We start from the raw sequence: 25,807 nt of genomic DNA on the forward strand, positions 1-25,807 counted from the left end.
ATGAGATTGTTTGATTTTGGAATAGAATTAGATATTAATTTAACAAAAGATAATAAGACATTAAAAAGAACAAAAGCTAAAAACAGTAAGCAGATTGGTGAACAGACTATTGTTTTTCCCAATGAGCCCAAAATTTTTAGCAGTCATTCTATAGTATCTCAAAAAGAAAAAGATGGTCCGTTTGCAGGATATTTTAAAGATGTTCTAAAAGATCCAAATTTTGACGAGAAGACATTTGAAAAAGCCGAGACCAAGATGTTTGTATATGCATTATATAATGCAATTAAGAATGCCGGTATAACCCAAAAGGATGTAGATGTCTTATTCTCGGGCGATTTATTGGCGCAAATTATCTCGGCAAGCTATTGCGCTAGATTATTTGATATTTCTTATTTGGGAATTTATGGCGCTTGTTCTACTATGGCAGAAGGTTTGATTCTTTCGGCAATGATGATCGATGGGGGCTTTGCAGAAATTGCGGCATGTGTTACAGGCAGTCATTACGCTACTGCCGAAAGACAATATAGAGGGCCTCTTGAATTGGGTGCTCAAAAACAAAAATACTCTCAACATACAGTTACAGCAGCTGCGGCAGCTGTAGTAGGACTTGTAAAAGAAGGAATAAAAATAACAAAAGCAACAATAGGCAAGGTAGAGGATTATGGAATTACAGACCCTGCCAATATGGGCGCAGCAATGGCACCCTCGGCCATGAGTACGCTAGTTCAATTCTTTGTTGACACAAATACAAAACCGGATGATTATGATCTGATAGCAACGGGTGATTTAGGTAAGCTAGGAAGCGACTTGTTAAGACAGTTAATGGATGAAAAAGGTTATCATCTAGGACAAAATTATATGGACTGTGGTGCGGCCATTTATAGTCATGACCAGCATACTGCTGAAGGCGGAAGCGGTTGTGGATGCGGTGCGAGTGTATTGGATGCTTATATCCTGCATAAGATGAAAAAAGGCGAGTATAAAAAAGTGATTTTTGCGGCGACAGGCGCGCTTTTGAGCACAATAATAACCCAGCAAGGAGAAAGCATGCCGTCGGTAACACATTTGGTTTTATTGGAGAGTTAATATGGAAACGCTGTTTATGTATCTTAAGGTTTTTTTAGTAGGCGGATTATTATGTTTGATAGCCGAAATTCTTATAATAAAAACTAAAATCTCATCTGCTAGAATTTTGGTTATCTTTTTGGTGGCTGGTGTTGTTTTGGAAGCGGTTGGTGTTTTTCAGTATCTAAAAGAATTTGCAGGAGCAGGAGTTAGTGTACCCATCATGGGCTTTGGCAGTTCACTTGCAAAAGGTGCAATAGAAGGGGTAAAAACAGACGGACTAATTGGAGCATTTAGCGGAGGTATTATAAAAACTGCAGCAGGAATAGGTGCAGTTACGGTGTTTTCATACATAGTAGCACTTATATTTAATCCAAAAAGCAAATAGAATTTTTTAACAGAAGGGTGTTTTTTGTCATATATAATATAGATAATGGAAGTTTATATTTCGCCACCCAAAAAACGCATAAAAAAGAAAAGGATTGTTATAATTGTTATAATTTTATCAATTATAGTATATTGTTTTGTCTTTTTTAAAAGAAATATTGACCCTATTATTGTTTCTGTTTCTGAAAAAAAAGTTGAAGCGCTGGCTAATTTGGCAGTTGCTAAGGCTGTTGATGAGATAAATTCTCAAAACTTAACTTATGCTGAATTGGTAAACATAATATATGACAATGACGGAAATATAAAATTGATTTCAGCAAATCCAGTGAAAATCAACCAAATAACTCAAAATATATCGATAAAAACTTATGATTACATATCCAAGCTAGGAATAGACGGAATAAAAATATCATTAGGTACTTTGACTGGAATGCCTATATTCACAGAAAGAGGACCAAATATGACATTTGAATTATTGCCAGTAGGTTCTGTCAAATGTGAATTGAAATCAGATTTTATATCAGCAGGAATCAATCAAACTAATCATAAGATATATGTTATGGTAAGTTCGGATGTAACAGTTGTTATTCCAGGTCTTAAAGACAAGAAGATAACAGCAAAATCAATAGTTTTGTTAGCAGAGAGTATTATAATAGGCAAAGTACCCGAAACATACTTAAATTTTAATAAAATGGATGAAATGCTTAATCTTGTGCCTTAAGACATTATTATTCTTTAGATAACTTAAGTTTTGAATTATTTCGTTGACTTTATTTGATTTTTTATGTTATCATAAGATAAAAATTAAAGACTATGACCGCTTATTAAGTAGTTGTCTGAAAAATATGTCTTTTAGAGATAACAGTCCATAGGCTGAAAGACTGTTAGGCATACAGCGACGAATTTCATAAGCGAGAGTTTCCGAAAAAATCGGACGCAATAGACAGCGTTAAAATTATAATGAGTCTGTTAATATTTTTGACAGAAAATTAAGGTGGTACCACGGTATATCCGTCCTTTTTGAATTTAAGGACGGATTTTTGATTTTAGGAGGACATAATGCAACAAACTTTAAACGCTATTATTGAAAATTGCTTCAAAGAATTAGATATTTGTAATGATTTGAATACTTTGAATGCAATAAGAGTTAAAGTTCTTGGAAAGAATGGCGAATTGACACAAGTCTTGCGTAAGATGAAAGATATTGCGCCTGAAGAACGCCCCAAAGTCGGTAAGCAAATTAATGACGCAAGAGAACAGATTGAGCAAAAGATAGCCCAAAAAGAAATTGTTCTTAATGAAATCGAACTTCAAAGAAAACTTGAAAATGAACGAGTTGATATTACATTGCCGTCACAAAAGGTTTTAAAAGGAGGATTGCATCCTCAAACTATTGTGAGAAACCGAATTATAGATATCTTTACTTCAATGGGATATTCTGTAGAAGACGGACCAGAAATAGAAACAGAATATTATAATTTTGAAGCGCTTAATATTCCTGATGACCATCCTTCGAAGGATATGCAGGATACTTTCTTTATCACTGATTCTTTGAGATATAATATAATATTGCGTTCTCAAACTTCTAATACACAAATTCGTGTTATGGAAAAGACAAAACCTCCTATCAAAATGATTAATCCTGGCAGGGTGTATCGTTGCGATGATATCGATGCTACACATTCACCTATGTTCCATCAGATAGAAGGGCTTGTTGTTGATAAGGGTATTAATATGAGCGATTTAAATGGAACTTTGAGTGCGTTTGTAAAAGAGTTATTTGGTTCAAAAACACGCACGCGTTTGCGTCCTTCGTTCTTCCCGTTTACTGAACCCAGCGTTGAAGCTGATGCTACATGTCCTTTTTGCGACAATAAAGGCTGCAGGGTATGTAAAGGAACTGGCTGGATAGAGATTCTGGGAGCGGGAATGGTTAATCCCAAGGTGTTAAGAAACTGCAATATTGATCCTGATGTTTATACTGGTTTTGCTTTTGGAATGGGAGTTGACCGCATAACAAATATTTTATATGGAATAACTGATTGCAGAATACCTTTTGAAAACGACATACGTTTTTTGAAGCAATTTAGATAAGGAGTAATACAATGAAAGTACCATTGAGTTGGTTAAAAGATTTTGTAGATGTAAATGTAACACCTGAAGTTTTGGCTCAAAAATTAACCAATATCGGTTTTGAAATAGAAGAGTTGCAATATCTAGGCAAAGATATAGAAAAAGTCATAACAGGCAGAATAATTGATATTGAAAAGCATCCCGATGCTGATAAATTGGTTGTTTGCAAGCTTGATATGAGTAATAATGAGTTTTTGACAATTGTAACAGGTGCAAAAAATGTTAAAGTAGGCGATATTGTACCGGTAGCAATTGACGGTGCTATATTACCTTGCGGAAAAAAGATAAAAAGCAGTCCTTTAAGAGGCGTTATGTCGCAAGGTATGCTTTGCTCTGGTGAAGAATTATGCATTGATGACAGCGTAATTGAGGGTGCTGAAGTTGATGGCATTTTAATTTTGCCGTCAGATACCAAACTTGGAGTTGATATAAAAACTGTTCTTGGACTGGATGATTATGTTTTTGATATATCTGTAACGCCCAATAGACCTGATTGCAACAGTATATGGGGAATAGCTCGAGAAGTAGGCGCCGTACTAGGTTTGAAGGTAAAGACACCTTCTTTGGACTATAAGGTTGAACGCGGCGGAGATATTGGCATTAATATCAATATTTATGATTTTGACCTCTGTCCAAGATATAGCGCTAGCCGTGTGGTTGAGGCAAAGATTGAGCCTTCTCCAAAATGGATGCGGGACAGATTGAGAAAGGTTGGAATCAGAGCAATTAATAATTTTGCAGATATTACCAACTATGTTCTTACAGAAATAGGTCAGCCTATGCATGCTTTTGATGCAAAATGTATTGAAGGCGGAGTGATTAATGTAAGACCTGCCAAAGATGGAGAAAAGATAACAGCCTTAGACGGCAAAGTTTATACTTTAAACAATAAAAATCTTGTAATTGCTGATGAGAAAAAACCTTTGGCGATAGCAGGTGTTATGGGCGGTGAATATACTTCAATTGCGCATGATACTAAAGATGTGGTTTTCGAATCAGCTATATTCGCACGTGGAAACGTAAGAACTACATCAAGAGCTTTGGGCTTGTCTTCCGCATCTAGCAGCAGGTTTTCAAAAGGAGTTGACATGCTTTCATGCGAGCTTGGACAAAAACGTGCATTGGCTTTGGTTTATGAACTTGGCTGCGGAAAAATTATAGGCGATATAAAAGATATTAAAAAAGCTGAAGTTAAGGAAAGGAATATCAAAGTATCTGTCAGCAAGATAAACGAGCTTCTTGGCTTAAATTTGTCAGGTCAAAAAATGGTTGAGATTTTGACACCGTTGGAAATAAAATGCTCTCTAAAGGGCGATGAATTATCATGCATTGTGCCTGTGTTTAGAGAAGATATTGAATGCCATGTAGATATAGCTGAAGAAGTTATTAGATATTATGGATATGATAAAATAGGCTCCAGTTTGCCTGAAACATCTCATTCAATAAAAATCGGTGTTAATAATTTTTATAAGGCTGTTAATAAAACAAAACAGACATTAATAGGCTTAGGTTTGTTTGAATCCTTGACTTATTCATTTATCAATAGGAAATCTTTGCAGATGTTAAATTTAAAAGAGGATGATTACAGACTTAATGTAATAGAACTTATCAATCCATTAAGTGAAGAATATGCGGTAATGCGTACAACACTTGTTCCAAATATGCTCACTGTTGCTAATTATAATCTCAACCATAAAAATAATGAGTTTAGGATTTTTGAGATTTCAAGAGTTTATTTGCCAATAAATTTGCCGCTAAATGAACTGCCTCATGAAGCTAATATGCTCGGAGCTGTAATTTGCGGAGAAAAAGATGATTTCTTCTCCGTTAAAGCAATAGTTGAAAAGGTTTTGGAAGACTATGGTGTAACTGCAAAGTACGTATCATCCACAGAACCATTTTTGCATCCTGGAATAAGCGCAGATTTATTGGTTGATAATAAGAAGATAGGATATTTTGGATCTGTTCATCCTAACGTTTTGAAAAACTTTGATATTGACAAAACATTATATGTTATTGAAATTGAGTTTGATAAATTAATTGAATATGAAAAATCAATCAAATTCAAACCTTTGCCCAAATATCAAGCGATTGAAAGAGATCTTGCCTTTTTGGTTAAACAAGAAATTCCCGCTCTAGAACTGATTGAATATATTTCTCATACAGGCGGAAGCAATCTTGAATCTGTAGAATTGTTTGATGTTTATACCGGTTCTCAGATAGAAAAAGGATACAAGAGTATGGCTTTTTCTCTTGTTTTCCGTTCTGAAGAAACGACATTAAAAGATGAAGATGTCACAAAAGCTATTAACAAAATAGTAAGAGGTTTGACATATAAATACAATGCATCATTACGATCCTAATATAGAGATATTAGCGCCGGCAGGCAATGAAGACAGCCTAAAAGCTGCCATTGATTATGGCGCTAATGCTGTATATTTGGGAGTAGGTCAATATAATGCTCGATCTAATGCACAAAATTTTAGTTTAGATAATTTGAGCAAATGGATTGATTATGCTCATTTGTTTGGTGTTAAGGTCTATCTTACGCTGAATATTTTATTAAATGACCATGAACTTAAACAATGCTTTGATACCGCAATCAGCGCCCATAATATGGGCGTTGATGCTGTAATTGTTCAGGATATAGGGTTGTTTTCTGTTTTACATCAATGTGCGCCCGAAATAAAAATTCATTGCAGTACCCAAATGGGTATTCATAACAGCTTGGCGGCAAAATGGGCGAAAGAGCACGGTGCAGCTCGTGTTGTATTGTCAAGAGAGAGTTCGTTAGAAGATATAAAATCTATTTCTAAAGTTGGTATAGAAATAGAGCATTTTGTTCTTGGTGCGTTATGCGTATGCTTTTCGGGTAATTGCTATTATTCTTCGCGAGTTAGCGGACTTAGCGGAAATCGCGGAAAGTGTTTGCAGTTATGCCGAAAGTATTATTCGTTGGCTGATAATAATCGTATTCTATCACAGGGACATCTTTTGAGTCCAAAAGATCAAGATCTTACAAATTATCTTCATGATTTGATTAATGCAGGTGTAACTTCATTTAAGATTGAGGGACGAATGAAACGTCCTGAATATGTAGCACAAGCAGTTAAAACTGTAAAAAGAGCTTTGGAACAAGGAATACCTGAGGAAAATGAAATAGATAATTTGAAAATGATGTTTAATCGAGGCGGATATTCTGAAGGTTATTTGAAAGAAAAGCCTAATTATGGAAGCTTGATTTTTCCTTCTCATCCTGCGCATCTTGGCAAAAAAATAGGTACTATTGCCAATATGGTAAAAGATACTGCTATGATTAATTCTGGATATCAGATAAAAAATAATGATGGTTTTAAAATTTTTCGAAGCGGTATAGAAACAGGCAATGCCTATGGGTATAATGGTATTTTAAAATTTAAAGGAGATGTTAAAAAAGGGGATGAAGTTCATATTACATCGTCCGCATCTCTAATACAACAATTAAATGAATTTAAAAGAAAATTACCCATAGATATTAATGTAACAATAAGTTCTCATAACCCAATTAAAATTATTGCAAAAAGTCAAGAACAAAAAATAGAATATAATTCAGATTATATAGTTCAACCGGCAAATAATGCAGCGATAAGTATACATGATATAAAAGAAAGCATTTCAAAACTAAATGACACAGAATTTGCTTTAAATGAACTTAATATTGAACTAAATGAAAAAGTTTTTGTCCCAAAATCTATTCTCAATAATTGCAGAAGGGAGGCTGTTGAGACGTTAAGAAGGGCAATAATAGGAATCAATAAGCCAAATCATAATACTATTTCTAATAGAGTACTATGTCAAAACAACAATTCTAGTTATACTGATGATAAAAAACCTCAAAAATTGCTTCAATTCTCTACTCTTAGATATTTAAACGATAAATTTTTGCATTATGGAGATATTTTTATATATAATCCAGATAACTATTCTAGCTTATCATGTAAGCCAGAATTTTTAAAACCGATATATCTAAACTTTCCTGTTATATGCAATAATAGAGATTTGGAACTTTTGAAATCTAAAATAGATATTATTAAGACCTATGACGGAATAGTAGCTAATAATATTTTTTGTCTGCAATTTGCAAAAGAATGGGGCTTAAAATGTATTGCAGGAACAGGATTAAATATCTTTAATCATTATAGCAAGCAAAATATCAATGCTGATTATTATATAGCTTCGCCTGAAAACTCTAATGAATTAAAAGATATGTTCTTATATTCATACGGCAAATTTGCTTTGATGACTGTCAAGTTTTGTCCGTTTTCAGTATCTAATCAAACTGATTGCAAAAAATGTTTATATAAGACTGATGTTAAATATATAGATGATCATAACAAAAAACTCAAAATAAGACGCATCAAGCTGTCTAGATGCTATTTTCAGCTATTGGACGATGAGGGTTTATATTTGCCATCAGCTGAAAGAGGAAACCTTGTTTTTTTTGATTTTACAGATTATAATGAAAAAGATATAGTTAATTTTCTAGAAACTTATCAAAAAACTGAGTTTAAGAAAAATTATTTTTCCAAGGTCAAATAATTTGGAGTACAAATGACTTCTCAAAAAGTTCTTAATGTAATTGAATTTGACAAGATATTAAACATAGCTTCTTCTTATGCCGTATCAGATATTGGCAAAGAGTTTTTATTATCAACTTTACCTGTCGATGATTTTGAACAAGCCAATCAATATCTAGATCAAACTTATGAAGCATATCGAATTTTATATGAAAAATCTATTGATCCTATTGGTTCTTTTGACGATATAGAAGAATTAATTTCTAAAGCCAAAATTAATGCTATATTAAGTTGTGCTGATCTATTAAAAATCGGAAGAAGTTTAAAGAGTGTTCAAAGAATTATCGCAAAAATCAAACCTTTGGGAGAAGAATTTAGACTTATTCAAAATATCGTTGCTGATATGACTAATATTAAGTCGCTTTCAGAAGATATTGAAGTTTCAATTTTAGATGAAAATGAGGTCAGTGACGGAGCATCAGAAAAACTTGCGTCAATAAGACGAAAAATTGCCGCAAGCAAAGCAAATATCAAAGAAAAGCTCAACAGTATAATAAGATCTTCAACATATTCAAAATACCTTCAAGACAACATTATTACTGTGCGTAATGATCGTTTTGTTATTCCAGTAAAAAACGAGTATCGGGGAGAAATTAACGGATTATTGCATGATCAGTCTGCAAGCGGTGCTACTGCGTTTATAGAACCTATGCAGGTTGTTGAATTAAACAATCAGTTGAAATCTCTATTAATAGATGAACAGATAGAAATTGAAAGAATATTGACTGCGCTTACTTTGCAGGTAAATAATAACGCTGATGTTTTATTGAAAAATCAAAAAGCATTAATTTTGCTGGATGCAATATTTGCAAAAGCACGATATGCAGAACATATAAAAGCAATAAGACCGATATTAAAAACAGATTATGATATCAAAATTGTTCAAGGAAGACATCCATTAATTGCAGCCGAAAAGGTGGTGCCTATTGATATTGAATTAGGCGGAAAACACAAAATTTTGATAATTTCAGGTCCCAATACAGGCGGAAAAACTGTAACTTTAAAAACTGTCGGACTTTTTTCAGTAATGGCAGCAAGCGGCTTTATGTTGCCTGCAAAAGAAGTTTCAATGCCTGTATTTGAAAGCCTTTACTGTGATATAGGCGATTTTCAAAGCATAGAAAATTCTTTGAGTACTTATTCGTCGCATATTCAAAATCTTGTTAATATTACTGACAATATGTCGGCAGGATCTTTGGTTTTGATAGATGAAATTGGAGCAGGAACAGATCCTTCAGAAGGGGCTGCTCTTGCCATAGGAATTATCAAATATATGTTGAAAATAGGCGTTTTGGGCATTGTAACTACGCATTACTCAGAATTAAAAGAATTTTGTTTGACAAACCCTAACATCAGAAACGCATCAATGGAATTTGACTTTAAAACTCTGTTGCCGACATATAAGATTATGATGGATTTACCTGGCACAAGCAATGCACTTGCAATTGCTAGACATCTAGGATTAAATTCTGAAATTTTAAATGATGCTAAAAATGCGATTGATGAAGAGAAGCATAATTTTGAAAATGTTTTGAGACTTGCGCGTTCTTTAAAATCTCAAGCGGAAAAAGAGTATGAAGAGGCGAAAAAAGAGCGCGAAAAGTTACAAGAAGAAATTCAAGAAATTGCTAAAGAAAAAGAAAGGATAACTCAATTAAGAGAAAAAATAAATAATCAAGCTGATCGCGAAGTTAAAGAGATCATAATGAAAAAAACAGCCCAAGCCAATGATTATTTAGAGCGGTTAAAAGAAATTGTCAATAAAGCTGAGCTGGATGAAAGCGAAATTTTAAAAGCCAAGCAGTTAAGAACGGCTATAGAAAATCAGCTTTATGATAATTCTTCAGAAAATGTTGACTATAACGAAGTAAGACCGATTAATGAAAAAGAAATACAAGTCGGCATTAATGCCTATATAAAAACACTTCAAAAAGAATGCGTGATTTTGTCTTTACCTGACCGTAAAAATTGTGTTGATGTAAGTGTAGGCAATATGCGGCTAAATATAAAATTGGAAGATTTAGGAGTTTTGAAACATCCTACTATTAAGTCTGAAAAAAAAGAGTCAATAATCTTAAAAAGAGCTGCATCCAAAAATAATGTAACTGTTTCCGATAGTCCAGTCACTTATGTTTCAAGCGAAATTAATCTTTTGGGTAACACAGTTGATGAAGCTGTCGCTAAGCTTGATGTTTTTTTAGATAATGCTGTTAGAAATGGACTTAATGAAGTAAAAATTGTTCATGGCAAGGGAACAGGTGCTTTGAGACGAGGTGTGCATGACTACTTGAAAATCAATAGATTAGTGTCAGGATTCCGTCTTGGTATGAATAACGAAGGTGGAAGCGGTGTTACAATTGTAACGCTTAGTTGATGACTTTTTTATCAATTTGTATTATGATATTAGTTAATGGTGATTATTTATGGTAGAAACTTATTTTGAACAATATAATTCGCTAGAAAATCCTAATATTAATAAGGGTAAGAAAATCTTTTTTACGATTTTGTACTATACCTTTATTGTGTTAGGTGTTATTTTAATCTTTTTACTTTTTAGCCTTCCTTTGTTTCCCGAAGAAATGCCTGTATATCAAATGTTATTAGGTGTTTTGATTTGGATGATTATGCCTATATCATTGTTTATAGGGGCATTTTTTGTAAAAAAGATATTAAATAATATAAATCCAGTTTTTGATTATGTTCTCAACGGAAGAGATTTTTATATAATGCGAATATTTAACAATAATAAAAGAAAGAAGTTTTTAGAGATAAATGTGTCTTCAATGACAGCAATCGGCAAGATATCTTTAGAAAGTTATGAGAGATATGCAGCAGACCCAAATATAAAAAAGATGTATGCACTTACCAATCCTCAAAATGAAGATAATATTTATTATCTGTTTTATAATGATACTGACAAGAAAATATTATTACATTTTGAACCCAATGAGGAATGTTTATTAAATATTAGAAGAACAATCGGCAGAGATATAATATCCAGAAAATAAAGGCACAATATTAACATGATTTACTTAGACAATGCGGCAACAACCAAAATGTATTCTGAAGTTCTAGATATTTATAAAGAATTTGGTTGCGATAATTTTTTTAACCCCTCAGCACTATACAAGCAATCACTTGATGTCGCTATAAAAATCAGACAGGCAAAAGCTACTTTGGCTCAATTTTTTGGCGGAAACTCTGATGAAATAATCTTTACAGCCAGTGCTACTGAGGCCAATAATATGGCGCTCAGAGGTGCTATTAAAACTAATGCTGGAATTGTAATTTCAGCAGGAGAGCATCCTTCAATATATAATACCGCTATGTCATTAAAAAACAGCGGTATTTCTTGTGAAGTAATACCTCTTTTAAAAAACGGTCAAATTGATCAGGAAAAATTATATAATTATTTGACTCAAAATAAAGTTTCGGTGGTTTCGGTAATTCATGCCAGCAACGAAACAGGTGCAATTAACGATATCAAGCAAATTGCTAAAAATGTAAAAAAGATCAGTCCTACTACGCTTTTTCATAGTGATGGAGTGCAAGCTTTTGGAAAAATTTCTGTAAAAAATTTGGGAGTGGACTTATATAGTTTTTCTGCACATAAGATCAAAGGACCCAAAGGAATAGGCAGTTTATACATTAAAAAAGGTGTTAAGCTGAATCCCATAATAACTGGAGGAGGACAGGAAAACAATCTGCGAAGCGGTACTGAAAATGTGGCTAATATATTGGCATTTGCAAAATCAGCAACACTATTTTCAGAACAATACAACTTAGACCAGATGCTTGAATTCAAAAAAGCATTTATAGACATAATAACATCAAAAATAGATGATATAATCTTTACTTTAGCAAATGATTATAGTACTATGCCACACATTATATCTATGATTATACCTAATGTAAAGGGCGAAACACTGCTTCATATGCTAGAAAGCAAAGATATCTTGATTGGTTTGGGTTCTGCATGTTCTTCTAACAGCAGAGGTAATCGTGTATTGCAGGCTTTGGGTTATTCTCCAAAAATGACAGAAAGTTCGGTAAGAATAAGTTTTTCTCCTGACAACACGATAGACGAAGTAAAATATGCTGCAAATACTTTTGTAGAATGTGTAACACAATATAGAAAATCAAACAACAGATAGGACGATTATGAAAAAAGTAATTATTGTTAGATACGGTGAAATTTATCTAAAAGGAGACAACAGAAATTATTTTGAAAGTCTGTTGATTCAAAATATAGATTATGTTTTAAAAGGCTGCGATTACAGTCTAATAAAAATTCGTGGAAGAATTGTAATTACAGATTTTAAAGATGAAGATGAAATCATATCACGTCTTTCTTATGTCTTTGGGATATATTCTTATAGTTTGGGTTATGAAGTAAAAAGTGATTTGAATATTATAAAAGAAACCGCATTAAAGACAATTGAAAACAGCGATACAGTTGAGACTTTTAAGGTTTCAACAAATCGTGCTGATAAAAAATTCTCGCTTAATTCTCAAGAAATAAGCGCAGAAGTAGGCGGTTTTATTTTGCAAAATTTGCCAAAAATAAAAGTTGATATACATAATCCTGATTTTATAGTCTATATTGACCTAAGAGAAGATGGAAATACTTTTGTTTATTCGACCATTATTCAAGGTATCGGCGGATTGCCGGTTGGATGCAGCGGCAGAGGCTTATTGATGCTTTCGGGCGGAATAGATAGTCCAGTTGCTGGTTATATGATGGCAAAAAGAGGATTAAAGCTAGGCGGTGTGCATTTCTTTAGCTTTCCTTATACTAGCGAACTGGCAAAAGATAAGGTTATTCAGCTTTCGCAAATTTTGAGCAAATACAATAACGGAATGGACTTGTATATTGTACCTTTTACTAAAATTCAAGAAAAAATCAATAGTCTTAATACGACATATACCGTAATTTTGATGCGCAGATACATGATGCGTATAGCAAATGCGCTTGCAGATAAATTTGGATATAAGGCTATAGTAACAGGTGAAAGTTTGGCTCAGGTTGCAAGTCAGACATTAGATAGTATGACAGTAACCAATCAAGTGTCTAATTTTCCTGTTTTTAGACCTGTAATAGGTATGGACAAAGAAGAAATAATCAAAATAAGCCGCAAAATTCAAACATACGATGTTTCGATTTTGCCTTATGATGATTGCTGCACAGTATTTGTTCCTAAGCATCCTGTTACCAAACCTAATTTGGCATCAATAGAAAAGCTTGAAAAGCTGTTGGATTTGGACAGTTTAGTAAAAGAAGCAATCGATAATACGGAATCAATTAAAATAGAATAGTAAGGAAAAAAGCATTTAGTTTGTTTTTATTCCTCTTTGTCTAAAAATTTCTTTCATTTTATCCAAAAAAGATTCTTTTCTTTTTTGGATTTCTTTTGTTTTTTGAATTATTTCCCATTTGATATTAATGGCTTTTTGAGGCATATTTCTTATTGAAAAAATCTCTCGCTTTTTATAACGAGGAGCTAGTTGGGCGTTTGCTAAGGTCAAAGTTTGATTGCTGTTATATACTATTAAATCAATATCAGCATAAACTACGGTGTTAGGTTTTATAAAATCTGCAGGTTTGATTTTTTGGTACAGCTTATCGTATACTTGTTTTGTGATCATAGTGGGGTATGTAGCACCTGTAACATTATTTGATAATGCGCTTTTTTCTTCATTGGATAAATTGCCAAGCCAAATACCCATAGTATGTTGTGTGGTATATGATAGACAATACGCATCATTATTTTTGCTGGTCTTTTGATAACTGTTTGTGCCTGTTTTGGCAGCGACAGCATAATCGCAATCTTTGAGTCTTTTTGCTGTTCCGCTTTTTGCAGCAGTTTTTAGCATATCTGTCATAATATAAGCTGTGTCTTCATTAATAATTCGTTTTGGATTAAATGTGTTTTCAAAAATTACTCGTCCGTCTTTTGATGTTATTTTTTTAATAAATGAACTTTTTTGGTGCAAACCATAATTTGGAAATAATGTATATGCTTGTGTTAATTCATACAAAGATACGCCTTTATACAATCCGCCTAATGCTAAACTAAGACCGTTATCATTTTCATCTAAATCAATCCCAAGATTATCTAAAAATTCTATTGAAGTATCTATGCCTACTGATTTTAACACTTTTACAGCTGCAATGTTATTTGATGTGCTTACGGCGTCTCTTACGCTTATCCAACCCATATGTTTTCCGTTATAGTTTTTGGGAGTATAACCATCATAATTAATTGGTTCATCCAAAACCGCGGTAGCTGTTGTAATTAGATTGTTTTGCAGGGCTGGGGCGTAAACAGCCAATGGTTTGATTGCAGAAGCTGGCTGCCTTTTGGTATCCAAAATATCATCATAAGATGAGATAAAACCGATTACGCCTAGAGTCTTGTTTTCAATTATAATTCCTGCATAATCTGGCATGATTCCATTGCTGTTAGCAGCTTGCGGAACATATTTTTCAAAACTTTTTGATAAAGCTTGTTGAACATCATGATCGTAATAGGTATGAATAATACAATCCAAAAGATTGTGCTTAGTAGCCTTTAATATTTTCATGCTTTCTAAAACTGCGCATTTGGTATAAAAGCTTTCATAGTTTTTATACTTTTGGAAAGAAAAAGTTAAATTTTCATCTAAAGCATTTTGATATTGTTGCTGATTAATAAATTTGTTATCAAACATTGCTTTTAGAACAGTGCGCTGCCGTTTTATCAGGTTCTCTTGGTTTTTATATGGATTGTATTTGGCAGGGGAATTAATAATAGCTGATAATGCCGCAGCCTCTGCTATGGTAAGATTTTTTGCCGGTTTAGAAAAATAGACATTAGAAGCTGATTCGATTCCGTGTAATCCGTTGCCAAAATATATGATATTGATATATTTTTCCAAGATTTCATCTTTAGTATAATTTTTTTCTAATTGCCTAGTTATATGTGCTTCTTTTAGTTTTCTTTCAATTGTTCGTTCGTTAGATAAATGTGTGTTTTTTACTAATTGCTGGCTTATAGTAGATGCGCCTTCCTTAAACGAAAATGTTTTCAAATCTTTCAATAAAGCTCCTACCAACCTTATGTAATCTATGCCATTATGCTTGTAAAATCTTTTATCTTCAATAGCAATAAATGCTTTTGGAACATAATCCGGAAGTTCTGTCAATTTTACTGTATTTCCGTATTGGCCATTGTATTCTAAAGGTGTCATGTCATCTGCCAAAACCTCGATTGTTTGACCTATACTGTCAATTAATTCTTTATCTAGATCAATATAATCAATGCTTAAAAAAATAAAAAATATACTTAGTAAGCCTACTAAAGCTACACTACTTAAAGCTAATAATGAAATTTTAAGAGCTTTTTTTAATCTCATAGTAATAGTATTGATTATCCCTAAGGTATTTATTATAGACACGATAAAAGAATTAACTTGTCTAAAACTGTTAATTAAGATATAATTAGAAAATAAAATTTCTATTAAAAAAAGGATGATTAATGTACTATCATATAATAACTTACGGTTGCCAGATGAATGTTCACGAATCAGAAAAACTGGCAGGAATGCTTGAAAATTTGGGATTTGTTAATACATCTGATAAAGAAGAAGCTGATGTCATTGTTTTTAATACATGTTGTATAAGAGATACAGCAGAAAAAAGAGCTTTGGGAAATATTGCAGCATTAAAAAAACTTAAAATCCAAAAGCCTAATTTGATAATAGGTGTTTGCGGTTGCATGCCTCAGCAGGATTCTGTAAAAAAATACATAGAAACCAAAATGCCTTATGTCGATATTGTTTTTGGAACTTATAATTTGCATAAATTCTCTGAACTTTTGCAAAATTGCTTAAAAGAGAAGAAAAGAATAGTTGATATATGGGGAGAGGGTGAATTGCAGCCTGCCAATACCCCTATGAAAAGGACAAGCGGCATCAATGCATGGGTTAATATTACTTATGGCTGTAATAATTTTTGCACATATTGTATAGTGCCTTATGTTAGAGGAAGAGAAATAAGCCGTCCCATGAATGAAATAATAGACGAAGTAAAACAGCTTTTAAGTACTGGACAATATTCAGAAATTACGCTTTTGGGTCAAAATGTTAATTCATACGGCAACGATTTAAATGACGGAACGACATTTGCTAAGCTACTAAAGACTATTGCAGAGCTTGACGGAGACTTTAGGATTAAGTTTATGACATCTCATCCTAAGGATATCAAGAATGAGGTAATAGATACAATAGCCCAATACAAAAAGATTTCCAAGCTTATTCATCTTCCTGTTCAGAGCGGAAGCAATGCGATTTTGAAGGCAATGAATAGAAAGTATACTAGAGAATATTATCTTGACAGAATTAATTATATAAGACAGCAAATACCTGATGTTGGTCTTTCAAGCGATATTATTGTCGGTTTTCCTGGTGAAACAGAGCAGGATTTTATGGATACTTTGAGCCTTGTAAAAGAAGTGGGCTATAATAATTTGTATATGTTTATGTATTCGCCCAGAAAGAATACGCCTGCTGCAAGCATGCCCAATCAAATTGATGAAGCTGTAAAAAAAGAGAGAGTAAAAAAGCTTATCGAGTTGCAAAGAGGGCTTATGCGAGAAATAGCCAAGGAATGCATAGGAAAAAGATTCAGAGCTTTATTTGAAGAATATAAAGACGGAATTTTGTCCGCAGTAACTGATTGCGGAAAATTAGTATTTATTGAAAACGCATCAGAGAATTTGGTCGGAAAATTTGGAGAAGTATTGATTACTGGTGCAAAAAGCGGAAGATTGGTAGGGGAATTGGTTTAATATGGCATTATCACCCATGATGAAGCAATATATGGCAATAAAAGAAATGTATAAAGATTGCCTGTTGTTTTACAGATTAGGCGATTTTTATGAAATGTTCTTTGATGACGCTATTACTGCTAGTCGTGAATTGGAATTGACTTTGACTGGTAGAGATTGCGGTTTGGAAGAACGCGCACCTATGTGCGGTGTTCCTTTTCATTCTGTAGATTCTTATATTGCAAAACTCATAGAAAAAGGGTATAAGGTAGCCATTTGCGAACAAACAACTTTGCCTGAAGAAAGCAAAGGAATTGTTGAAAGAGAAGTTACAAGAATTATCACGCCAGGCACAGTTATAGATAATAATATGCTTGATGAAGGCAGAAATAACTATATTGCCTGCGTCTTTTTGAATAATTCTTCGACCAAATACGAAATTGGACTTAGCTGGGCTGATATAAGCACTGGCGAATTTAATTTTCTTGAAATAAATGAAGATCCTATCAATAAGCTTAATGAAACATTAATTCGTATAAATCCTTCTGAAATTATTTGCAATGAAGAAATGCTTGCAGAAAGCTATAGTTTAAATGCTGTAAAATTCAATCATATACCACGATTTAATGTTTATTACGAATGGGCTTTTAATTACGAAAACGCCTTAAAAAAGATATCAGACAACGGTAAGAGTTTGTTAATAAATAAATCCAAGGTCTTGGCAGTTAGATCTTTGGGTGCTTTGCTGGAATATCTGACTGATACTCAAAAAAGACCTATTACATATTTGAATGGCGTCAATGATTATCAGGAAATTGAATTTTTAGTTATTGATAATACTGAACGCCGAAATCTTGAACTTTTTGAAACCATAATTGACCGTAAAAAACGTGGTTCTTTACTGGGTGTAATTGATAAAACAAAAACAAGCATGGGCGCCAGAATGTTAAGACGCTGGCTTGAACAACCCAGTATTAATAGTAATGTTATCAATCAAAGATTGGACGGAGTTGAGGAATTAATAAATAATCCTATCTTAAAAGAAAATTTGACTCAACTGTTATCCAAAATCAATGATATTGAAAGACTTAGCAGCAAAATTGCATATGGAACAGTTAATCCAAGAGAATGCGTTGCAATCAGCAATTCGCTTAAAAATGCAGAACAGGTGATTTTTGCTCTAAAAGATGTAAAATCAGAAATTTTACATAGTATTTATGATAATTATGACGGGGCAAAAGATATAATTGACCTAATCGACTGCGCAATTGAAGAAAACCCGCCTGCAATAATACGTGACGGCGGAATCATTAAGGCAGGATATAATAAAGAATTAGATACGTTGAGGAATGCCGGCAACAACGCAAAACAGCTTATTGCGGCATTGGAGGCTCAAGAAAAAGAAAGTACAGGCATCAAAAATCTAAAGATAGGCTTTAACAAGGTTTTTGGCTTTTATATTGAAGTTACAAAATCTCAACTTGATCAGGTGCCTTACCGCTATCAAAGAAAGCAGACCATTGTAAACGGTGAAAGATATATTACTCCGGAACTAAAAGACCTTGAGTCGAAAATTCTTGGCAGTGAAGAAAAGGCAATAAAACTTGAACAAAGTTTATACAATGAAATAATCGCTAATTTGAAATCATATGTTTCTAAAATTCATAAAATTGCTCAAGATATTTCACTTGTAGATTGCATCCTCTCATTTGCCGTAGTGTCGGCAGAAAATAATTATGTAAAGCCGATAATTAATGATAATGTTGATTGTCTAAAGATTATAGAGGGAAGACATCCTGTTGTAGAAAAATTTATAAAAGATGGCGAATTTGTTCCTAACGATACATATTTGGACAATAAAGATAATCGCACGTTAATAATCACAGGTCCAAATATGGCAGGAAAAAGTACTTATATGCGTCAGGTTGCGTTAATAACAATACTTGGACATATGGGTTGTTTTGTACCAGCAAAAGAAGCTTATATTCCAATAACAGACCGCATTTTTACACGTATCGGTGCAAGCGATGATCTTACATACGGACATAGCACCTTTATGGTAGAAATGATGGAAATGTCGCAGATCCTAAAAAATGCAACTTCAAAAAGTCTTTTGATTTTGGATGAAATAGGAAGAGGAACATCTACTTTTGACGGACTTAGTATTGCTTGGGCTGTAATGGAATATGTTTCGTCTGTTTTAAAAGCCAAGACCTTATTTGCAACGCATTATCATGAGTTGACAGAACTAGAAGGAGTTTTTGAAGGGGTAAAAAATTATAGGGTTTTGGTAAAAGAAGTTAACAAATCTATTTTATTTTTACATAAAATCGTAAGAGGCGGGGCTAATAAAAGCTTTGGTATAGAAGTTGCGTCGCTGGCAGGCTTGCCCAAAGAAGTAATCGAAAAAGCACGAAAGATTTTAAAAATTTTGGAAGAAAACGATATTAATTATAATGAACGAGTTAATGCGCTTACAGGTCGTCAATTATCGATGTTTGACCAGATAAATGTTTCTGGATTTGAGCAAATAAAAAATATTTTAGAAGAAGTTGATATCAATACAATAACGCCTGTTCAAGCTTTTGAAATATTGGCTGATTTGAAAGAAAAGGTTAAAAAATTATGAGTAAAATCAATGTACTAAGCAGTGATATATATAATCTTATAGCGGCAGGTGAAGTTGTTGAAAGACCGTCTTCCATAATAAAAGAACTTGTTGAAAACAGCATAGACGCTGGGGCAGATTCTATAACAGTAGAAATCAAAGAAGGCGGTATAAAATATATTAAGGTTTCGGACAACGGTTCAGGTATTGAAAAAGATGATTTAAAAAATGCACTGTTGTCCCATGCAACCAGCAAAATTACTAAAAAAGATGATTTGAACGCTATAAGCACATTAGGTTTTAGGGGAGAAGCGTTAGCAAGCATTTCTGCGGTAAGCAAACTAAAAATTTTATCACGCACAAGTTCAAGCGATTTAGGATATGAAATATCTTCTACAGGAGGCAAAATTTCTGAAATAACAGAAAAAGGTTCGCCATTAGGCACTATTATCACAGTAGAAGATTTGTTTTTTAATGTGCCTGCAAGAGCAAAATTTTTAGGCAAACCTAGTTCAGAGGAAAATCATGTTACTAATTACATATCCAGACTAATACTTGCCAACCCTAATATTTCTATAAAATATATAGTTAACGATAAAATAATTTATCAGTTTAGCGGAAAAGGCATAGAAGCCGCAATTTATACCATATATGGAAAAGAAGCGCTTGATAATTGTCTTTATGTTTCAAGCGATAATCCTAATCTTAAGGTAGTAGGTTATTTAGGTAATCCGAATTATACAAAAGCTAATAGGACATATCAAACTGTTATTATTAACGGTCGTTATGTCAATAATGAAACAGTATCTATTGCTGTTCATAATGCCTATCAGGACAAATTAATGAAAAGGCAGTATCCTTTTTATGTTTTGTATCTGACCATTCCTTTTGATAAAGTTGATGTCAACGTTCATCCTAACAAACTTGATGTGCGTTTTTGGGATAAGAGTTATATATTTAAAGCTATTTTTTCTGCAATAAGAAATACTCTAAACAAAAATGAGTTTATAAAAGAAATTAAAGAAGAACCTTTGGCATTATCTGAAGAAATAAAACAGGAAGAAACGTTAAAGCCAAAAGTAAATGAAAGTCTTAGCAATAGTAGTATTGATTTAAAATACAATGAAAGACTATTCGATAACACAATAAAATCATCTAATTTTGTAAGAGATGATGGCGGCAGAATGAGTATGATTTTAAACAAACTTGCAGAAATGAAAAAGTCACCGCAAGTTCAAGAAAAATCATACCAGACAGATATCTTTAATCGAAATGAAAAGGCAGAATCTAATACACTTGAAACCAAATCTGTTCAGCCTGAAATATTTGAAACTGCTAAAAAGCCGATAATCTTGGGCGTGCTTTTTGATACATACATAATGATCGAAATGACAGATAACCTATATATCATGGATCAACACGCAGCGCATGAGCGGCTTTTGTTTGATAGATTTATAAAAGATATTGAAAATAATATTAATGATATTCAAGATTTGCTTGTTCCATATATTTTTAAGGTCAATCATTTAGAAAATAACAAAATTACTGAAATGCTAGACGAGCTAAATGCTATGGGATTTGGTATAACTGAATTTGGCAATCTTACTTACAAAATATCGACAGTTCCTTTCTTGCTGTCAGATATTAATATAAAAGATTTTATTAATGAGATTTTAAATGAAAACACCAAGAATATAAATACATCTGATCTTTTGAGAGATAAGATTGCAAGCGCTGCTTGTAAAGCTGCAATTAAGGCAGGAGATACTCTAAAAGATGATGAGATTATGTCGTTAATTAATCAGCTTAATGAAAACAAAACAGAACTTTTATGTCCTCACGGACGACCGATTATAACAAAAATCAATAAAAAAGAAATTGAAAAATGGTTCAAAAGGGTAATTTAATAGTTATTTGCGGACCTACTGCTGTAGGAAAAAGTGCTTTAGGATTATCTTTAGCAAAAAAATATAACGGCGAAATTGTTTCGGCTGATTCTATGCAGATTTATCGCGGAATGGATATTGGTACAGCCAAACCTAGCAAACAAGAACAAAAAGAAGTAAAACATCACCTTATAGATATTATTGATGTAAACGATGAATACTCTGCAGAGCAATTTAAAGATGATGCTGATGCTGCTATATCTGATATAATTTCGCGAGGCAAAATTCCTATTGTTGTTGGTGGAACGGGATTTTATATTAAGGCATTACTGTATGAACATAATTTTGGCAATGCCCCTAAAGATGAGAAAATTAGAGAGAAATATAAAAAAATATTAGAGCAATATGGCAAGGAATATTTGCACGATATTTTAAAAGAAAAAGATTTTGTTTCGTCAAAAAAAATTCATCCCAATGATACAAAAAAAGTCATAAGAGCATTGGAAATTTATGAAGTAAGCGGAACCAAAAAATCCGATTTGGTTCAAAGCCAGCAGGTTAACAGATATGAATTTAAAATGTATTGTCTTAATATGGAACGCCAATCATTATATGACAAGATTAATAAAAGAGTTGATATAATGATTGATAACGGTCTTATTGACGAAGTTAGACAACTTCTACAAAATGGCGCTGATATTAATTCGCAAGCGATGCAGGGTATAGGCTACAAAGAAACGGCTGCTTTTCTAAACGGCAAAATATCTAAGGATGAAATGATAGAGTTATTAAAACAAAACACCAGGAATTACGCAAAACGTCAAATAACCTTTTTTAAGGGTATGAAAGATGCAGAATGGATAGATATTCATAGTACTGTACCTGATATAGTACTTTGAAATTAAAGGATAGATGATGAAAATTAAGCAATTTATTGATGATTGTGAGCAAAGATGCAGTGAAGAATATAAAAAAATTGATGAAACTGCCTTATTTAATCAAAAAAAAGTTTTAGATGCTTTTAGAGAATGCAAAATTGGATTGCAACATTTCAATGGTTCAACAGGATACGGTTATGGAGATTCTGGCAGAGAAAAACTAAATGAAATATATTCAAAAGTGTTTAATTCTCAAAAAGCCTTGGTTTCGCCTCTAATAAGCAGCGGTACGCATGCCATTTCGTTATGTCTATATGGAATTTTACGTCCAGGAGACATTATGTTAAGTATCAGCGGAAATCCTTATGATACTTTACATGAGATAATATTAGAAAAAGGAAATGGTTCGTTGACTGACTTTGGCATCAAATATCATCAAATAGAACTAAAAGATGGTAACTTTGATTTTGAAAGCATAAAAGATTATCTAAGCCAGAATAAAGTCAAAATGGTCTTTATTCAAAGATCAAGAGGATACTCCTGGTTAAGAGCGCGTTCAATAGAGCAAATAAAAGAAGTCTGCGGTTTGGTAAAGAGCATAAGCCCAGAATCAATTATTATGGTTGATAATTGCTATGGCGAATTTGTTGACAAAATTGAACCAACAGAAGCTGGTGCTGATATTTTTGCAGGCTCATTAATAAAAAATCCGGGCGGTGGACTTGCGCCGACAGGCGGATATATTTGCGGCCGTACTGATCTTGTAGATTTGGTAGCCGGAAGACTTACTACACCTAATTTAAAAGACGAAGTAGGATCTTATTCAGCAGGTTACAGATTGTTCTTTCAAGGACTGTTTATGGCACCGCATACGGTTGCACAAACATTAAAAGGCTCTTTGCTTATAAGAGAAGCTTTCAGTTCTCTTGGCTATAAAGTTTTGCCTTCACCAAAAGAACATAATAATGATGTTATAACCTCAATAGAATTTGAAAATGAAGAGCAGTTAGTTGAATTTCATCGTGCTATTCAATATTGCTCTCCTGTGGATAGCTATGTAACACTTTATCCTTGGGATATGCCTGGATATAATGAACAAGTTATAATGGCAGCAGGAACTTTTGTGCAGGGCGCGTCAATAGAACTAAGCAGCGATTCACCTATAAAAAAGCCGTATATAGCTTACATACAAGGTGGGTTGACTTATGAGCATGTAAAATTAGCTGTAATGATGTGTCTAGAAAAACTTGATCTGATTAAATAAAAAAATAAATGGCTTTATAAATAAAATATAAAGCCATTATTTAATTATATATTATTTGTATCTTCTAATGAGACCAACTACAAGTCCTAAAATCTCTACGTCTTCAACAATTATAGGATCATATTTATCGTTTTCTGGCTGAAGTCTTATATGATTTTGTTCCATATAAAATCTTTTTACGGTTGCTTCACCGTCAATCATCGCTGCAACGATTTCACCATTATTGACAACTGATTGCTTTCTAACAACAATTTTATCGCCGTCTAATATACCAGCATTAATCATACTGTCTCCGCTTACGGTAAGCAAAAATAATTCGCCATCAGAAAACAAATCATTGGGCAGGGGAAAAACGTCTTCTACATTTTCTACCGCAGTAATTGGTGTACCTGCCGTAATTTTACCAACCAAAGGAATATCTACTGTTTCTTTTTTTGGAAAATCTGAAAATTCATTGAGAATTTCAATTGCGCGCTTATGGTTATCAACTTTTTTTATGTAACCGTAATATTGAAGTCTATTTAAAGAATAATAAGCTGTTGCTGTTGAAGTGATATTCAAAGCTTTACAAATTTCTCTTACAGTAGGAGGGTAGCCGTATTTGGTGCTATATCTTTTTAAAAAATCTAACACCTTTTCATCTTTTGGATCTAATTCTCTTCTATCCATGATCAACACTCCTTATGAGTTTATTATATATTATAACACAAAAAAAGCGACATGGCAAACATTCGTTTGATTAATCATCATCCCGTAATTTGACTTTTCTTGCGGCGTTTTTTCGGATTTCTACATCAAGTGCCGCATAATGTTTTTTTGTTGTGTTTACATCTCTATGTCCTAAAACATCTGCCACTACATAAATATCGCCAGTGGCTCTATATAATTCTGTTCCAAAGGTGCTTCTTAATTTGTGAGGAGTTATTTTTTTCAAAGGCGAAACAATACGAGCGTATTTTGTAACAAGATTTTCAACGGCCTTGGTAGATATTCTGCGATTTTGCATAGATAAAAACAAAGCCTTTTCTTCTTTAGGAACATCAGGATAGGTCAGACGCTCATCTAGATATCTTCTTAATGCGTTAGCAACCTCATCTGAAAAATATAATATAGTCGAATTGCCGCCTTTTCTTACCACAGTAAAGGCATTTGAATTAAAGTCAACATCTTCTATATTAAGTCCTACCAGCTCGCTTATACGAATACCAGTGCCCAAAAATAATGTCAAAATAGCATTATCTCTAACTTTAGTTTTAGAATGATAAAATTTTTGATGGTCGCTAAGACCAGCGCCTGTTTCGCTTTGATCTAAGATATCCGCAACTTCATTAACATCCAATCTAATAATTTCTTTTTCATGTATTTTAGGAAAATCAACTTTTGCCGCAGTGTTGGATTCTAGCTTGCCTTTATTGAAAAAATATTTAAACATTGTTCTGATGCTGGCAAGACGGCGTGCCCTTGAATATTCTTTATTGGTATGAGTTTTTCCGTTTTCGTCTTTATAAAATGTCAAAAATGCTAGGTATTTTTCTAAATCTGTTTGGGTAATTTTTTTCAAATCTTCAAGATCAATTGATTTTACGTCTTTATATAATAAGTTTTTTGAAAGATAATCCAAAAAAACCTTCAAATCGTAAGCATAATTTAATCTCGTCAAAACTGAAGTGCGTGGCTCAATTCCCAAAAAAAACTCTGAACAAAATGCAGGCAGTTCTTTTTCAAGATTTTGAAGCTTCAAAATGTTGTTATAATTTCTTTCATTATAATAATTTTTACCCATAATTATATTATAAAGTTTTTACGCACAGTTGTACAGTAGTTATAAATAATGAAATTAGATTTTAAGTTTCTAAACTGATATTAATTAATTTTTAGTATATAAAAATAAACCACCTAATGATAGGCGGTTTGCTTTTTCTTTTTAAAAAAAATATGCTATAATTATGGTTCGAGACTTGCATATCTTGGCAGGGGAAGAGGGACTCGAACCCCCAACCGACGGTTTTGGAGACCGCTACTCTACCATTGAGCCATTCCCCTAAGAGATACTTCAATATTATATAATAATGTAATTTTTTAGTCAATAATTAAGGTGTAAAAAAATGAAATATAAGTTAGGAATTATTGGATTAGGCAACATGGGTGGCGCAATCTTAAAAG

General features: G+C 33.0%; 18 protein-coding genes and 1 tRNA gene. 15 read left to right on the forward strand and 4 right to left on the reverse strand.

The features are described 5' to 3' along the window. From spoVAD to thiI, 10 genes are all read left to right on the forward strand, one after another. The gene (gene spoVAD / locus VIL26_00490) at positions 1–1,086 is read left to right on the forward strand and encodes a stage V sporulation protein AD (GenBank protein ID HEY8389424.1); all 1,086 of its coding nucleotides are present in this window, start codon (positions 1–3) and stop codon (positions 1,084–1,086) included. 1 nt (position 1,087) lies between these two features. Further along, positions 1,088–1,453 carry a SpoVA/SpoVAEb family sporulation membrane protein gene (locus tag VIL26_00495; protein ID HEY8389425.1) on the forward strand — a complete coding sequence of 122 codons (366 nt, stop codon included), beginning with the start codon at positions 1,088–1,090 and terminating at the stop codon, positions 1,451–1,453. 45 nt (positions 1,454–1,498) lie between these two features. Beyond that, on the forward strand, positions 1,499–2,173 hold the full coding sequence (yunB, locus tag VIL26_00500) for a sporulation protein YunB (protein ID HEY8389426.1): 675 nt from the start codon (positions 1,499–1,501) through the stop codon (positions 2,171–2,173). A gap of 338 nt (positions 2,174–2,511) precedes the next feature. Next, positions 2,512–3,546: a phenylalanine--tRNA ligase subunit alpha gene (pheS, locus tag VIL26_00505; protein ID HEY8389427.1), complete on the forward strand. Its 1,035-nt coding sequence runs from the start codon at positions 2,512–2,514 to the stop codon at positions 3,544–3,546. Between the two features lie 11 nt (positions 3,547–3,557). Continuing rightward, entirely contained in the window at positions 3,558–5,948 is a 2,391-nt protein-coding gene (gene pheT / locus VIL26_00510) for a phenylalanine--tRNA ligase subunit beta (protein HEY8389428.1), read from the forward strand. Further along, entirely contained in the window at positions 5,929–8,163 is a 2,235-nt protein-coding gene (locus VIL26_00515) for a U32 family peptidase (protein ID HEY8389429.1), read from the forward strand. Before pheT ends, VIL26_00515 begins: the two co-directional genes overlap by 20 nt. A gap of 12 nt (positions 8,164–8,175) precedes the next feature. Continuing rightward, positions 8,176–10,575, forward strand: coding sequence for an endonuclease MutS2 (locus VIL26_00520; GenBank protein ID HEY8389430.1), 2,400 nt, complete (start codon positions 8,176–8,178; stop codon positions 10,573–10,575). A 49-nt stretch (positions 10,576–10,624) separates the two neighbouring features. Further along, positions 10,625–11,209 carry a hypothetical protein gene (locus tag VIL26_00525; protein ID HEY8389431.1) on the forward strand — a complete coding sequence of 195 codons (585 nt, stop codon included), beginning with the start codon at positions 10,625–10,627 and terminating at the stop codon, positions 11,207–11,209. Between the two features lie 15 nt (positions 11,210–11,224). Further along, positions 11,225–12,355: a cysteine desulfurase family protein gene (locus VIL26_00530; protein ID HEY8389432.1), complete on the forward strand. Its 1,131-nt coding sequence runs from the start codon at positions 11,225–11,227 to the stop codon at positions 12,353–12,355. A 7-nt stretch (positions 12,356–12,362) separates the two neighbouring features. Further along, a complete protein-coding gene (thiI, locus tag VIL26_00535; protein HEY8389433.1) occupies positions 12,363–13,517 on the forward strand; it encodes a tRNA uracil 4-sulfurtransferase ThiI in 1,155 nt (384 codons plus the stop codon). Positions 13,518–13,532: 15 nt separating this feature from the next. On the opposite strand, the gene VIL26_00540 is transcribed toward thiI, so the two are convergent. Then, positions 13,533–15,596: a transglycosylase domain-containing protein gene (locus VIL26_00540; GenBank protein HEY8389434.1), complete on the reverse strand. Its 2,064-nt coding sequence runs from the start codon at positions 15,594–15,596 to the stop codon at positions 13,533–13,535. A gap of 122 nt (positions 15,597–15,718) precedes the next feature. Here VIL26_00540 and miaB point away from each other — a divergent pair, with 122 nt between their 5' ends. From miaB to VIL26_00565, 5 genes are read left to right on the forward strand one after another with little or no spacing between them, the layout of a single operon-like run. Then, positions 15,719–17,029 (forward strand): tRNA (N6-isopentenyl adenosine(37)-C2)-methylthiotransferase MiaB, encoded by a 1,311-nt coding sequence (gene miaB / locus VIL26_00545; GenBank protein HEY8389435.1) that lies wholly within the window; start codon positions 15,719–15,721, stop codon positions 17,027–17,029. Between the two features lies 1 nt (position 17,030). Further along, entirely contained in the window at positions 17,031–19,637 is a 2,607-nt protein-coding gene (gene mutS, locus VIL26_00550) for a DNA mismatch repair protein MutS (GenBank protein ID HEY8389436.1), read from the forward strand. After that, the gene (gene mutL, locus VIL26_00555; GenBank protein HEY8389437.1) at positions 19,634–21,523 is read left to right on the forward strand and encodes a DNA mismatch repair endonuclease MutL; all 1,890 of its coding nucleotides are present in this window, start codon (positions 19,634–19,636) and stop codon (positions 21,521–21,523) included. Before mutS ends, mutL begins: the two co-directional genes overlap by 4 nt. Beyond that, positions 21,502–22,401: a tRNA (adenosine(37)-N6)-dimethylallyltransferase MiaA gene (gene miaA, locus VIL26_00560; protein HEY8389438.1), complete on the forward strand. Its 900-nt coding sequence runs from the start codon at positions 21,502–21,504 to the stop codon at positions 22,399–22,401. Before mutL ends, miaA begins: the two co-directional genes overlap by 22 nt. Positions 22,402–22,414: 13 nt before the next feature. Further along, a complete protein-coding gene (locus tag VIL26_00565) occupies positions 22,415–23,644 on the forward strand; it encodes a methionine gamma-lyase family protein (protein HEY8389439.1) in 1,230 nt (409 codons plus the stop codon). A gap of 51 nt (positions 23,645–23,695) precedes the next feature. On the opposite strand, the gene lexA is transcribed toward VIL26_00565, so the two are convergent. The 3 genes from lexA to VIL26_00580 form a co-directional block, all read right to left on the reverse strand. Continuing rightward, positions 23,696–24,313, reverse strand: a complete 618-nt coding sequence (gene lexA, locus VIL26_00570; protein HEY8389440.1) for a transcriptional repressor LexA — start codon at positions 24,311–24,313, stop codon at positions 23,696–23,698. Positions 24,314–24,383: 70 nt separating this feature from the next. Continuing rightward, positions 24,384–25,427: a tyrosine-type recombinase/integrase gene (locus VIL26_00575; GenBank protein HEY8389441.1), complete on the reverse strand. Its 1,044-nt coding sequence runs from the start codon at positions 25,425–25,427 to the stop codon at positions 24,384–24,386. 185 nt (positions 25,428–25,612) lie between these two features. After that, a tRNA-Trp gene (locus VIL26_00580) sits at positions 25,613–25,687 on the reverse strand. Between the last annotated feature and the right edge of the window lie 120 nt (positions 25,688–25,807).

It is taken from the genome of Clostridia bacterium (assembly GCA_036562685.1).
Classification (GTDB): Bacteria; Bacillota; Clostridia; order Christensenellales; family DUVY01; genus DUVY01.

Coding starts and splice junctions, on each gene's coding strand:
- spoVAD (HEY8389424.1), top strand. CDS start 1: ATGAGATTGTTTGATTTTGGAATAGAATTAGATATTAATTTAACAAAA.
- VIL26_00495 (HEY8389425.1), top strand. CDS start 1,088: ATGGAAACGCTGTTTATGTATCTTAAGGTTTTTTTAGTAGGCGGATTA.
- yunB (HEY8389426.1), top strand. CDS start 1,499: ATGGAAGTTTATATTTCGCCACCCAAAAAACGCATAAAAAAGAAAAGG.
- pheS (HEY8389427.1), top strand. CDS start 2,512: ATGCAACAAACTTTAAACGCTATTATTGAAAATTGCTTCAAAGAATTA.
- pheT (HEY8389428.1), top strand. CDS start 3,558: ATGAAAGTACCATTGAGTTGGTTAAAAGATTTTGTAGATGTAAATGTA.
- VIL26_00515 (HEY8389429.1), top strand. CDS start 5,929: ATGCATCATTACGATCCTAATATAGAGATATTAGCGCCGGCAGGCAAT.
- VIL26_00520 (HEY8389430.1), top strand. CDS start 8,176: ATGACTTCTCAAAAAGTTCTTAATGTAATTGAATTTGACAAGATATTA.
- VIL26_00525 (HEY8389431.1), top strand. CDS start 10,625: ATGGTAGAAACTTATTTTGAACAATATAATTCGCTAGAAAATCCTAAT.
- VIL26_00530 (HEY8389432.1), top strand. CDS start 11,225: ATGATTTACTTAGACAATGCGGCAACAACCAAAATGTATTCTGAAGTT.
- thiI (HEY8389433.1), top strand. CDS start 12,363: ATGAAAAAAGTAATTATTGTTAGATACGGTGAAATTTATCTAAAAGGA.
- VIL26_00540 (HEY8389434.1), bottom strand. CDS start 15,596: ATGAGATTAAAAAAAGCTCTTAAAATTTCATTATTAGCTTTAAGTAGT.
- miaB (HEY8389435.1), top strand. CDS start 15,719: ATGTACTATCATATAATAACTTACGGTTGCCAGATGAATGTTCACGAA.
- mutS (HEY8389436.1), top strand. CDS start 17,031: ATGGCATTATCACCCATGATGAAGCAATATATGGCAATAAAAGAAATG.
- mutL (HEY8389437.1), top strand. CDS start 19,634: ATGAGTAAAATCAATGTACTAAGCAGTGATATATATAATCTTATAGCG.
- miaA (HEY8389438.1), top strand. CDS start 21,502: ATGGTTCAAAAGGGTAATTTAATAGTTATTTGCGGACCTACTGCTGTA.
- VIL26_00565 (HEY8389439.1), top strand. CDS start 22,415: ATGATGAAAATTAAGCAATTTATTGATGATTGTGAGCAAAGATGCAGT.
- lexA (HEY8389440.1), bottom strand. CDS start 24,313: ATGGATAGAAGAGAATTAGATCCAAAAGATGAAAAGGTGTTAGATTTT.
- VIL26_00575 (HEY8389441.1), bottom strand. CDS start 25,427: ATGGGTAAAAATTATTATAATGAAAGAAATTATAACAACATTTTGAAG.